This is a genomic window from Pseudomonas corrugata, from assembly GCF_050920615.1.
GTDB classification, from domain to species: Bacteria; Pseudomonadota; Gammaproteobacteria; order Pseudomonadales; family Pseudomonadaceae; genus Aquipseudomonas; species Aquipseudomonas corrugata.
On the sequence record NZ_CP130434.1, the window covers coordinates 4,246,423 to 4,258,583 of the forward strand.

The window sequence follows — 12,161 nt, forward strand, 5'->3', positions numbered from 1 at the left end:
TTCCAATGTGGGAGCGAGCCTGCTCGCGATGAGGCCAGCGCAGCACCCAGAAAAACACTGCCCACCAGAGGCAGCACCTCCAACACCGTGAGGCCCATACCATGATCCAGCCCTTGAGCCATCTTCCCCATTCCCTGGAAGACCCGACCACCCTCGCCGCCCGCTTCAGCGACCTGGCACCACCGCTCAACGCCAGGCAAGCCCATCTGGAAGCGTCCCGGTGCCTGTACTGCTACGACGCTCCGTGCGTGAACGCTTGCCCGAGCGAGATCGATATTCCTTCGTTCATTCGCAACATCCACCAGGACAATGTCCAGGGCGCGGCCCAGAAGATTCTTTCGGCCAATATCCTCGGCGGCAGTTGCGCCCGGGTGTGCCCTACGGAAATCCTTTGCCAGCAAGCCTGCGTGCGCAACAACAGCCACGAGTGCGCCCCGGTGTTGATCGGCCTGTTGCAGCGCTTTGCCGTAGACAATGCCCGTTTCAGCGAACACCCGTTCAAACGGGCCGCCAGCACTGGCAAGCGCATTGCCGTGGTCGGTGCCGGCCCGGCGGGCTTGTCCTGCGCTCACCGCAGTGCGATGCACGGTCATGACGTGGTGATTTTCGAGGCCCGGGACAAGGCCGGCGGTCTCAACGAATACGGAATCGCCAAGTACAAACTGGTAGACGATTATGCCCAGCGTGAACTGGACTTCCTGCTGGAGATCGGCGGCATCGAAATCCGTCACGGTCAGAAGCTCGGCGAAAACCTCAGCCTGAGCGAACTGCACCAACAGTTCGACGCGGTGTTCCTCGGCCTCGGCCTGGCCGCCAGCAAACAACTGGGCCTGAGCGATGAACAAGCGCCGGGATTGCTTGCCGCCACTGACTACATCCGCGAGCTGCGCCAGGCCGACGACCTCAGCCAGTTGCCGTTGGCAGACCGTTGCATCGTGCTCGGTGCCGGCAACACGGCCATCGACATGGCCGTGCAGATGGCCCGCCTCGGCGCCCGGGATGTCAGCCTGGTTTACCGCCGCGGTCTTGAGGACATGGGCGCAACCGGCCACGAGCAGGACATTGCCAAGGCCAATCAGGTCCGCCTGCTGACCTGGGCCCAACCGCAGCAGGTACTGCTCGACGACGCCGGGCACGTGCGAGGAATGCGCTTCTCGCGCACCCATCTGGAAAACGGTCGACTGGTCATCGATGCCGACACGTTCGACCTGCCGGCCGACGGCATTTTCAAGGCCATCGGCCAGGCCTTTGACGAGCACGCACTGGCGGACCCATTGGCCCGGGAACTCAAGCGCCAGGACGGGCGGATCCTGGTAGATGAACAACTGCGCACCAGCATCCCCGGGGTCTATGCCGGCGGCGATTGCACCAGTCTGGACCAGGACCTCACCGTACAGGCGGTGCAGCACGGCAAGCTCGCCGCCGAGGCGATCAATGCCCAACTCATGCTCAACGTGGAGGCTGCGTAAATGGCCGATCTGTCGATTGTCTTCGCCGGCATCAAAGCCCCCAACCCGTTCTGGCTGGCCTCAGCGCCGCCCACCGACAAGGCCTACAACGTGGTGCGTGCCTTCGAGGCCGGCTGGGGGGGCGTGGTCTGGAAAACCCTGGGTGAAGACCCGGCGGCGGTGAACGTATCGTCGCGCTACTCGGCCCACTTTGGCGCCAATCGCGAGGTGCTGGGCATCAATAACATCGAGTTGATCACCGACCGCTCCCTGGAGATCAACCTGCGGGAAATCACCCAGGTGAAAAAGGACTGGCCGGACCGGGCGTTGATCGTGTCGCTGATGGTGCCCTGTGTCGAGGAATCCTGGAAACACATCCTGCCCCTGGTGGAAGCCACCGGTGCCGACGGTATCGAGTTGAACTTCGGTTGCCCCCACGGCATGCCGGAACGGGGCATGGGGGCAGCGGTCGGCCAGGTGCCGGAGTACGTCGAGCAGGTGACCCGCTGGTGCAAGACCTATTGCTCGCTGCCGGTGATCGTCAAGCTCACGCCGAACATCACCGACATCCGCGTCGCCGCCCGGGCGGCCCATCGCGGTGGCGCGGACGCGGTGTCGCTGATCAACACCATCAACTCCATCACCAGCGTCGACCTGGACCGGATGGTCGCGCTGCCCACCGTCGGCAGCCAGAGCACCCATGGCGGTTACTGCGGCTCGGCGGTCAAGCCGATCGCACTGAACATGGTGGCGGAAATCGCCCGTGATCCGCAGACCCACGGCTTGCCCATCTGCGGCATCGGCGGCATCGGCAGTTGGCGCGACGCCGCGGAATTCATCGCCCTGGGCAGCGGCGCGGTGCAGGTGTGCACGGCGGCGATGCTGCACGGTTTTCGCATCGTCGAGGAGATGAAGGACGGCCTGTCACGTTGGATGGACAGCCAGGGATACGCCAACCTCCAGGCGTTCTCTGGTCGCGCGGTCAGCAACACCACCGATTGGAAATACCTGGACATCAACTATCAGGTCATCGCCAAGATCGACCAGGAGGCCTGCATCGGCTGCGGCCGCTGCCACATCGCCTGCGAAGACACCTCGCACCAGGCCATCGCCAGCCACAGGCAGGCTGACGGAACGCATCAATATGAAGTGATCGATGAAGAGTGCGTGGGCTGCAACCTGTGCCAGATTACCTGTCCGGTGCAGGATTGCATCGAGATGGTGCCGGTGGAAACGGGCAAGCCGTTCCTGGACTGGGATCATGATCCGCGTAATCCCTACCATGTAGCCGTTTGAGAGCTGCGGTGCCTGGACTGGCGCCATCGCGAGCAGGCTCGCTCCCACAGGGGATCGCATTTCCAATGTGGGAGCGAGCCTGCTCGCGATAGCGCCGTCAGCCCCACCACAACACTAAGGCTCCAACCCGATCCCCCGCAGAATCACCGCGGTCACTGTCTGTACCGCCCGCTCGAACTGCATGTCCGACAGTGGCTGGTGATCGTTGAGGATGTTGATCTGGTGGTCGAAGTCGGCGTAATGCTGGGTCGAAGCCCAGATCATGTAGAGCAGGCTCGACGGCTCCACCGGCAGGATGCGTTTGTCCTCCACCCACTGGCGAATTTTTGCTTCCTTCATCTTGGCCCATTCATAGAGGCTGGCATCCAGCGCCTGCCCCAGCGTGGGCGCGCCATGGATCACTTCATTGGCCCAGACCTTCGAACCATAAGGCCGGCTGCGGGAATGATTCATCTTGGCGCGGATATAGCTGCTGAGCACCACCCGCGGATCGTCGAACATTTCGAAGCACAAGGCGTCCTGCTTCCAGACTTCCAGCAGATCGAACAGCACGGCGCTGTACAACTCGTTCTTGGTGCTGAAGTAGTAATGCAGGTTGGAACGGGGCAACTGCACTTCAGCCGCGATGTCAGCCATGGTGGTGCTGCCGAAGCCTTTTTCGGCAAAGACCTTCTCGGCGGCCAGCAGGATTTTCTCGACGTTACTGCGACGAATCTCGATCTTGTGATTGCCCATGAGGGCTCCCTGGCAACAGCGATGCCCAAGACTAGCATCCACCCTCTTTCGAAAACACCGGGGCTCCCTGTGGGAGTCGCTTCTTGTGGCGAGGGGATTTATCCCCTCGCCACAAGAACTGAGGTGCTTCGAGGGGACCATTCGACCAATGTCTTAGACCAGTCATCGCATAACTTTCAAGCAAGACCACAACCAGTAAAAAGCCCCCGCCAAGGCCTCGTTCTGCACTTTTCTTTGCTGCGACCATTGATCCAGCCGATTTTCAAGCGTCGCCCAATTGGATAATTCCGATCATGGCCAGTTGACAACGCGTAACGGGCCACAAATAATCCACGCCATGTTGTACGACGACGTATGACAAATAAAAACAACAAAAAGGTAGGAGCAGTCATAGTGAGCACACGTGTCCGTTTTTCGCCCGACAATCGTCCCACCCGCCGCGCCCTCTTCAATTCCAGTCCCGCAATGCTGCTGCTCGGTTGCACCGGCCTGGCCGCTTTCCTGCCAACCGTCGCCCACGCCGAAGGTTTTGTCGACGACGCCAAGGCCACGTTGACCCTGCGCAATGCCTACTTCAACCGCAACTTCACCAACCCGAACAACGCCCAGGGCAAGGCCGAGGAATGGACCCAGAGCTTCATCCTCGACGCCAAGTCCGGTTTCACCCAGGGCACGGTGGGGTTCGGCATGGACGTGCTGGGCCTGTATTCGATCAAGCTCGATGGCGGTCGCGGCACCACAGGAACACAGTTGTTGCCGGTGCACGATGACGGCCGCCCGGCCGATGATTTCGGCCGCCTGGGTGTCGCCCTCAAGGCCAAGGTGTCGAAGACCGAATTGAAGGTCGGCGAATGGGCACCGGTGTTGCCGATCCTGCGTTCCGACGATGGCCGCTCCCTGCCGCAAACCTTCCGTGGCGGCCAGGTCACCTCCACCGAAATCAGCGGCCTGAGCCTCTACGGTGGCCAGTTCCGCGCCAACAGCCCGCGCAACGATGCGAGCATGGAGGACATGTTCATGAACGGCCGCCCGGCCTTCACCTCCGATCGCTTCAACTTCGGCGGCGGCGAGTACGCCTTCAACGACAAACGCACCCAGGTCGGCGTCTGGTACTCGGAACTGAGCGACATCTACCAGCAGCAGTATTTCAACCTGACCCACAGCCAGCCCATCGGCGACTGGACCCTGGGCGCCAACCTCGGCTACTTCATCGGCAAGGAAAACGGCAGTGCCCTGGCCGGTGACCTGGACAACAAGACCGCCTTCGCCATGCTCTCGGCCAAGTACGGTGGCAACACCTTCTACGTCGGCCTGCAAAAACTCAGCGGCGACGATGCCTGGATGCGCGTCAACGGCACCAGCGGCGGGACCCTGGCCAACGACAGCTACAACTCCAGCTACGACAACGCCAAGGAAAAATCCTGGCAAGTGCGCCACGACTTCAACTTCGCCGCCGTCGGCGTACCGGGCCTGACCCTGATGAACCGCTACATCAGCGGCGACAACGTGCACACCGCCACGGTGGACGACGGCAAGGAGTGGGGACGTGAGACCGAACTGGCGTACACCGTGCAGAGCGGTGCACTGAAGAGTCTCAACGTGAAGTGGCGTAATGCATCGATCCGTCGGGACTACAGCAGCAATGAGTTCGACGAGAACCGCCTCTTTATCAGCTACCCGATCAGCTTGTTGTAAAGCGGCTGCGGTGGGTCTGTCGCTCAAGTGGCGACTGACCCACCGCTATCGCGAGCAAGCTCGGCTCCCACAGGGAATGGTGATGAACACATTATTTGCACGCGACGCCAAACCACTGTGGGAGCCGAGCTTGCTCGCGATGGCGGCGGTACATCCAACTTCTATGCGAGCTGACCCACCGCTTTTGCGAGCAGGCTCGCTCCCACAGGGGATGGTGATGAACACATTATCTGCACGCGACGCCAAACCACTGTGGGAGCCGAGCTTGCTCGCGATGGCGGCGGTACATCCAACTTCTATGCGAGCTGACCTACCGCTTTTGCGAGCAGGCTCGCTCCCACAAGGGATGGTGATGAACACATTATCTGCACGCGACGCCAAACCACTGTGGGAGCCGAGCTTGCTCGCGATGGCGGCGGTACATCCAACTTCTATGCAAGCTGACCCACCGCTTTCGCGAGCAGGCTCGCTCCCACAGGGGAATGGCGCTGAAGATCAGCATGAGGACAAGGATATTTTCCAGCGGTCAAACGGCAACCTATAACTGATACCTCTCACTGTTTGCTCAGGTAATTCAATGACTACCACACACATTCGTCACCCCTTCAATCGCTTGTTGCTGACCGGCGCCAGCGGCGGCCTGGGCAAAGTCCTGCGCGAACGCCTCAAGCCTTTCGCCCGGCACATTCGCCTGTCAGACATCGCCAACATGGCGCCCGCCATCGATGAAAGCGAGGAAGTGGTGCTGTGCGACCTGTCCGACAAGCAGGCGGTGCATCAACTGGTGGAAGGCGTCGATGCGATCCTGCATTTTGGTGGTGTGTCGGTAGAACGCCCATTCGAAGAAATCCTCGGCGCCAACATCAGCGGCGTGTTCCATATCTATGAAGCCGCCCGCAAGCACGGCGTCAAGCGCGTCATTTTCGCCAGTTCCAACCACGTCATCGGTTTCTACAAGCAGGACGAAGCCCTCGATGCCCTTTCCCCTCGCCGTCCGGATGGCTACTACGGCCTGTCCAAATCCTACGGCGAAGACATGGCCAGCTTCTACTTCGATCGCTATGGCATCGAGACCGTCAGCATCCGCATCGGCTCTTCGTTCGTCGAACCCCAGAACCGCCGGATGATGAGTACCTGGCTGAGCTACGACGACCTCACCCAACTGATCGAATGCTCGCTCTACACGCCAGAAGTCGGGCATACCGTGGTGTACGGCATGTCCGCAAACCGTGACGTCTGGTGGGACAACAGCCACGCCGCGCACCTGGGCTATAAGCCCAAGGACAGCTCCGAGATTTTCCGCGCCAAGGTCGAAGCGCAGCCAATGCCGGCCGCCGATGACCCGGCCAGGATCTACCAGGGCGGTGCTTTCGTAGCGGCCGGTCCGTTCGACGACTGATTCACCTGTATTTCATGGGATACGAATGCACAAGGGAATCACCATGCAAGCTGAATTGATTGTCGACGCACGCAACGCCGTCGGGGAAAGCCCGGTCTGGGTCCCCGAGGAAAACGCGCTGTATTGGGTGGACATCCCCAGCGGCGGCCTGCAGTGCTGGAACGCCGGGACCGGTCAACTCAAGGGCTGGGAAGCTCCCGAGATGCTCGCCTGTATCGCCCGCCACCAGAACGGTGGCTGGATCGCCGGCATGGAGAGCGGTTTCTTTCGCCTGCATCCCAACGATGACGGCAGCCTGGACAGCGAACTGCATGCGAATGTCGAGCACAGCCGCACTGACATGCGCCTCAACGATGGTCGCTGCGACCGCCAGGGGCGTTTCTGGGCCGGCAGCATGGTGCTGAACATGGGCGCCAACGTCGACCAGGGCCGGATGTATCGATATGACGCTGGCCAGCGCAGCCCGGTCGAGGCGCAGTTGAGCGGCTTCATCGTGCCTAACGGCCTCGGTTTCAGCCCGGACGGACGGACGATGTACCTCTCCGACTCCCACCCTCTGGTGCAACAGATCTGGGCCTTCGACTACGACACCGACAGCGGGACGCCCTCCAACCGGCGACTGTTCGTCGACATGCAGCCCTTGGCCGGACGCCCGGACGGCGCAGCGGTGGACGCCGAAGGTTGCTACTGGATCTGCGCCAACGACGCCGGGCTGATCCATCGTTTTACCCCGGATGGCCGGCTGGACCGCTCGCTGGCCGTACCGGTGAAGAAGCCGACGATGTGCGCTTTTGGCGGCAGTCGTCTGGAGACTCTGTTCGTCACCTCGATCCGCCCCGGCGACGACACCGACCCACAGTCCCTGGCCGGAGGCGTATTTGCCCTCAACCCGGGCGTCAGGGGCCTGGCCGAACCCGCTTTCGGGGGAGTGAACATTCCCGCCAACTGACCTGCAACGCCGTTTCACTCGATAGCTATAAAAACAACAAGACTGGAGATTGACATGAATTTCAAACGCACACTTTTGATCGCCGCGCTTCCCCTGGCCTTCCTGGCCCAGTCGGCGCAAGCCCTGGAGATCAAGTTCGCCGACATCCACCCCGAAGGCTACCCCACCGTGGAAGCGGAAAAGGTCCTGGGCAAGACTCTGGTCGACGAAAGCAAGGGCATGAAGGACCCTATTACTTTCAAGATGTACTCCGGTGGCGTATTGGGCTCCGAGAAGGAAGTTGTCGAGCAACTTCAAGTGGGGGCAATACAAATGGCACGCGTCAGCCTGGGCATCGTCGGCCCCGTGGTGCCGGATGTGAACGTTTTCAACATGCCATTCGTGTTCCGCGACCAGGCGCACATGCGCAAAGTCATTGACGGTGAAATCGGCCAGGAAATCCTCGACAAGATCACCAACTCCGAATTCAACCTGGTGGCCTTGGCCTGGATGGACGGTGGCACGCGTAACCTCTACACGAAGAAGCCTGTGCGCAAGCCCGAAGACATGCATGGCATGAAAATCCGGGTAATGGGCAACCCGATGTTCATCGAAACCCTCAATGCCATGGGCGGTAACGGGATCGCAATGGACACTGGTGAAATCTTCAGCGCCCTGCAGACAGGCGTCATCGACGGCGCGGAAAACAACCCGCCGACCATGCTCGAACACAACCATTACCAGAACGCCAAGTTCTATAGCCTGACCGGTCACCTGATCCTGCCTGAGCCGGTGGTGATGTCCAAGTTCACCTGGGAAAAACTCACCCCGGAGCAGCAGGAACTGGTGAAAAAAGCCGCCAGGCAATCTCAGCTGGACGAGCGCGTGCTGTGGGACAAGAAGACCGTTGCCAGTGAAGAGAAACTCAAGGCGGCAGGCGTCGAATTCATCACCGTGGACAAGAAACCCTTCTACGACGCCACCGCGCCGATCCGCGCCAAATACGGCGCTCCGTATGCCGATCTGATCAAGCGTATCGAAGCCGTTCAGTAATACCCCTTACTAGTACCCTGAAAGGCCTGGCGCGCCGGATATCTCCCGGCGCGCCCGGTTACGGTGGAACCCGATGAAGAATTTACTGCTGCGTATCAATGACACGATCTACATGACTTGCATCTGGGTCGCCGGTCTCTCTGTCCTGGCAATTGCGCTAATGATTCCCTGGGGTGTTTTTGCCCGCTACGTGTTGGGTAGCGGCTCGAGCTGGCCGGAACCCACCGCCATCTTGCTGATGATCGTTTTCACATTCATCGGCGCCGCCGCCAGCTATCGCGCTGGCGCACACATGGCCGTGGACATGCTCACCAATCGCATGCCTCCCGCCTTGAAAGTCATCTGCTCGGTAGTCTCCCAATTACTGATGGCTGCGATCTGCCTTTTCATGATCGTCGGCGGCACCAAACTGTGCATCGCCACGTGGAACCAGTTCATGAGCGCCCTTCCCACCCTGCGGGTCGGCATCACATATATGCCCATTCCGATCGGTGGTTGCCTGACATTGGTGTTTGTCCTGGAAAAACTCTTGCTGGGTGATCAAAGCCAGCGTCGGGTCGTGCAGTTCGACCTGGTTGAAGAAAACGAAGGTGCCGCTTAATGGACGCTCTGATTCTGCTGGGCAGTTTTTTCGTATTGGTCCTGATCGGCATGCCGGTCGCCTATGCACTGGGCGCTGCCGCCCTGATCGGCGCATGGTGGATCGATATTCCGTATCAGGCCGTGATGATTCAGGTGGCGGGTGGGGTGAACAAGTTCTCCCTGCTGGCCATTCCCTTCTTCGTGCTGGCAGGTGCAATCATGGCCGAAGGCGGCATGTCTCGCCGCCTGGTGGCTTTCGCCGGTGTTCTGGTCGGGTTCGTGCGCGGCGGCCTGTCGCTGGTCAACCTCATGGCATCGACCTTCTTCGGTGCAATCTCCGGGTCTTCGGTGGCCGACACCGCCTCGGTTGGTTCAGTGCTGATCCCTGAAATGGAACGCCGCGGCTACCCACGGGAATTCTCCACGGCGGTCACCGTCAGTGGCTCGGTCCAGGCGTTGCTGACCCCGCCAAGCCACAACGCGGTGTTGTACTCCCTGGCAGCCGGCGGGACGGTTTCCATCGGAGCACTGTTCATGGCAGGTATCGTACCCGGCCTGCTGATGAATGCATGCCTGATGGCGCTGTGCCTGATCTTCGCGAAGAAGCGCAATTACCCCAAGGGCGAAGTGATTCCCCTCAAGCAAGCGCTGAAAATCTGCCGGGAAGCCATGTGGGGCATGATGACCATGTTCATCATCCTTGGCGGCATTCTGTCGGGTGTGTTCACCGCCACTGAATCAGCAGCCATCGCCGTAATCTGGGCATTCTTCGTGACCATGTGCATCTATCGCGACTACAAATGGAGCGAGTTGCCCAAACTGATGCATCGCACGGTACGCACCATCTCCATCGTGATGATCCTGATCGGCTTCGCCGCCAGCTTCGGCTACATCATGACGTTGATGCAGATCCCGGCGAAGATCACCACCCTGTTCCTGACCATCTCCGACAACCGCTATGTGATCCTGATGTGCATCAACGCGATGCTGCTGATCCTCGGCACCGTGATGGACATGGCGCCACTGATCCTGATCCTGACGCCAATCCTGATGCCGGTAATCATGGGCATCGGTGTGGACCCGGTACAGTTCGGCATGATCATGCTGGTGAACCTGGGTATCGGCCTGATTACGCCACCGGTGGGTGCGGTGCTGTTCGTCGGCTCGGCTATCGGCAAGGTGAGCATTGAATCCACCGTCAAGGCGCTGCTGCCCTTCTACGGCATGCTGTTCCTGGTACTGCTGGCCGTGACCTATATCCCTGCGATCTCGCTGTGGCTGCCGCATCTGGTGTTGTAACTCGAAGCAATCCCCTTGTGGCGAGGGGATTCATCGAAACGTCGCACCGCCCCGCTGGGCTGCGCAGCAGCTCCAAAACCTCCCGACTCGGTGTGTCAGACAGATTGAGTCTGCTGTGATGGGGCTGCTGTGCAGCCCAGCGGGGCGGTGCGACGTTTCGCGAAATCCCCTCGCCACAACAGCGTTCGCATTAGACCTTCTCCTCAGCAGGCAAGATGATCATGACGCCCCCCCTATTACACCTCGAAGACAAGTTGACCCGCCTCACCGTGGCGCCACACCTGGGTGCCAGCCTGGTCAGTTGGACCTTGCGCAGCGACGGTCATCCCTTGCTGCGGCCACCCGCACCACAAGCACTGGAAAACCGCCTGCCCGGGAAACTCGGCTGTTTTCCATTGATTCCCTGGTCGAACCGGATTGCCAACGGCGGCTTCGATTGCCCCGGTGGCTGGCTGGCACTGGAGACCAACAGCCCCAACGACCCTTTGCCAATTCACGGCAGCGCCTGGCAACAAGCGTGGCAGGTGATCGAGCAAGGCCCTCAAGAGGCGTTGCTGCAACTGCACAGCCAATACCCGTTCGCCTACTGCGCCAGCCTGCGAATCCGCCTGGACGATGGCCACTTGCAGATCTCGATGCACGTCACCCACCTGGCCGAACAGGCGGCCTGGCATGGGTTGGGCTTGCATCCCTACTTTCCGCGCACCGCTGCTACCCGCCTGCAGACCCGTGCCACCAACGTCTGGCTGTGTGATGCCACGAAGCTGCCGACGGAACTGAGCGATGTTCCCGCGCACTGGGACTTCCAGCAGCCTCGCGTCCTGCCGGATACCCTCGTGGACAATGGTTTCGGCGGTTGGGACGGACACTGCCTGATTGAGCAACCCGACCTTGGCTATGCACTGGAATGCCGGGCCAGCGGTAGCGATTACTTCCTATTGTACTGCCCCGTGGGCCTGGACTTCTTCTGCATTGAACCGGTCAGCCACCCGGTCAACGCCCACCACTTGCCAGCACGACCGGGGTTGCGCCTGCTGGAGCAAGGGCAGTCGGTGGCGCTGGGGTTTTCGATGCAGTGCCGGCTGCTGTGAATTCCTGCTGACCACGCCCATGGGAGTTGCAAAGCTGCGATCTTTCGCTCCTGAGACTGCATTTGCAGGACGTCTTGGGCCCTCACTAAGCTACGGAGCGCTCCCACAGGGATTGCGGCTATCCATTGATGTTCAGGTACCCAAGGTCAATCCATTCGCCGGCAGCGGCAACGCCGTCTTGTAGCGAACCTGCTTGAGCGCAAAGCTGGAGCGGATATTTGCTACCCCCGGGACCTTGGTCAGGAAGTCCATCATGAACCGCTCCAGGGACTGGATCGTCGGCACCAGCACGCGGATCAGGTAATCCGGATCGCCCGCCATCAGGTAGCACTCCATCACCTCGGGTCGATCGGAGATCGCCTCTTCGAAATGCTGCAGAGCCTCCTCCACCTGCTTCTCCAGGCTGACGTGGATGAATACATTGACGTGCAGGCCCAGCAGATCGGCGTCCAGCAGCGTGACTTGCTCGCGGATCACTCCCAACTCCTCCATGGCCCGTACGCGGTTGAAGCACGGCGTCGGCGAAAGGTTGACCGAGCGGGCAAGATCGGCGTTGGTGATGCGGGCGTTCTCCTGAAGGCTGTTCAGAATGCCGATGTCGGTGCGATCCAGTTTACGCATGAGACAGATATTCC

At 60.5% G+C, this 12,161-nt stretch carries 12 protein-coding genes; 10 read left to right on the forward strand and 2 right to left on the reverse strand.

Translation table 11 applies throughout. From position 1 onward, the window contains the following. Positions 1-101: 101 nt before the first annotated feature. Positions 102-1,469, forward strand: coding sequence for an NAD(P)-dependent oxidoreductase (locus QZH45_RS18415; RefSeq protein WP_024780069.1), 1,368 nt, complete (start codon positions 102-104; stop codon positions 1,467-1,469). Continuing rightward, positions 1,470-2,744 (forward strand): NAD-dependent dihydropyrimidine dehydrogenase subunit PreA, encoded by a 1,275-nt coding sequence (preA, locus tag QZH45_RS18420; protein ID WP_024780070.1) that lies wholly within the window; start codon positions 1,470-1,472, stop codon positions 2,742-2,744. 114 nt (positions 2,745-2,858) lie between these two features. On the opposite strand, the gene QZH45_RS18425 is transcribed toward preA, so the two are convergent. Next, entirely contained in the window at positions 2,859-3,479 is a 621-nt protein-coding gene (locus QZH45_RS18425; RefSeq protein ID WP_024780071.1) for a TetR/AcrR family transcriptional regulator, read from the reverse strand. A 465-nt stretch (positions 3,480-3,944) separates the two neighbouring features. Here QZH45_RS18425 and QZH45_RS18430 point away from each other — a divergent pair, with 465 nt between their 5' ends. The 8 genes from QZH45_RS18430 (at position 3,945) to QZH45_RS18465 (ending at position 11,526) form a co-directional block, all read left to right on the forward strand. Continuing rightward, complete coding sequence (locus tag QZH45_RS18430; protein ID WP_055137624.1) at positions 3,945-5,174, forward strand: OprD family porin; 1,230 nt, start codon at positions 3,945-3,947, stop codon at positions 5,172-5,174. A gap of 82 nt (positions 5,175-5,256) precedes the next feature. Beyond that, on the forward strand, positions 5,257-5,718 hold the full coding sequence (locus tag QZH45_RS18435) for a hypothetical protein (RefSeq protein WP_432783472.1): 462 nt from the start codon (positions 5,257-5,259) through the stop codon (positions 5,716-5,718). A gap of 33 nt (positions 5,719-5,751) precedes the next feature. After that, on the forward strand, positions 5,752-6,573 hold the full coding sequence (locus QZH45_RS18440) for an NAD-dependent epimerase/dehydratase family protein (RefSeq protein WP_024777388.1): 822 nt from the start codon (positions 5,752-5,754) through the stop codon (positions 6,571-6,573). 43 nt (positions 6,574-6,616) lie between these two features. Next, positions 6,617-7,522 carry an SMP-30/gluconolactonase/LRE family protein gene (locus QZH45_RS18445; RefSeq protein ID WP_024777387.1) on the forward strand — a complete coding sequence of 302 codons (906 nt, stop codon included), beginning with the start codon at positions 6,617-6,619 and terminating at the stop codon, positions 7,520-7,522. A gap of 54 nt (positions 7,523-7,576) precedes the next feature. Next, entirely contained in the window at positions 7,577-8,554 is a 978-nt protein-coding gene (locus QZH45_RS18450) for a TRAP transporter substrate-binding protein (RefSeq protein WP_053191061.1), read from the forward strand. Positions 8,555-8,627: 73 nt separating this feature from the next. After that, entirely contained in the window at positions 8,628-9,155 is a 528-nt protein-coding gene (locus tag QZH45_RS18455; protein ID WP_024777385.1) for a TRAP transporter small permease, read from the forward strand. Then, positions 9,155-10,435, forward strand: a complete 1,281-nt coding sequence (locus tag QZH45_RS18460; protein ID WP_024777384.1) for a TRAP transporter large permease — start codon at positions 9,155-9,157, stop codon at positions 10,433-10,435. The genes QZH45_RS18455 and QZH45_RS18460 overlap by 1 nt, the downstream gene beginning before the upstream one ends. A gap of 221 nt (positions 10,436-10,656) precedes the next feature. Then, a complete protein-coding gene (locus QZH45_RS18465) occupies positions 10,657-11,526 on the forward strand; it encodes an aldose 1-epimerase (protein ID WP_024777383.1) in 870 nt (289 codons plus the stop codon). A 132-nt stretch (positions 11,527-11,658) separates the two neighbouring features. On the opposite strand, the gene bkdR is transcribed toward QZH45_RS18465, so the two are convergent. Beyond that, the gene (gene bkdR / locus QZH45_RS18470; RefSeq protein WP_003202929.1) at positions 11,659-12,147 is read right to left on the reverse strand and encodes a Bkd operon transcriptional regulator BkdR; all 489 of its coding nucleotides are present in this window, start codon (positions 12,145-12,147) and stop codon (positions 11,659-11,661) included. Positions 12,148-12,161 lie beyond the last annotated feature (14 nt).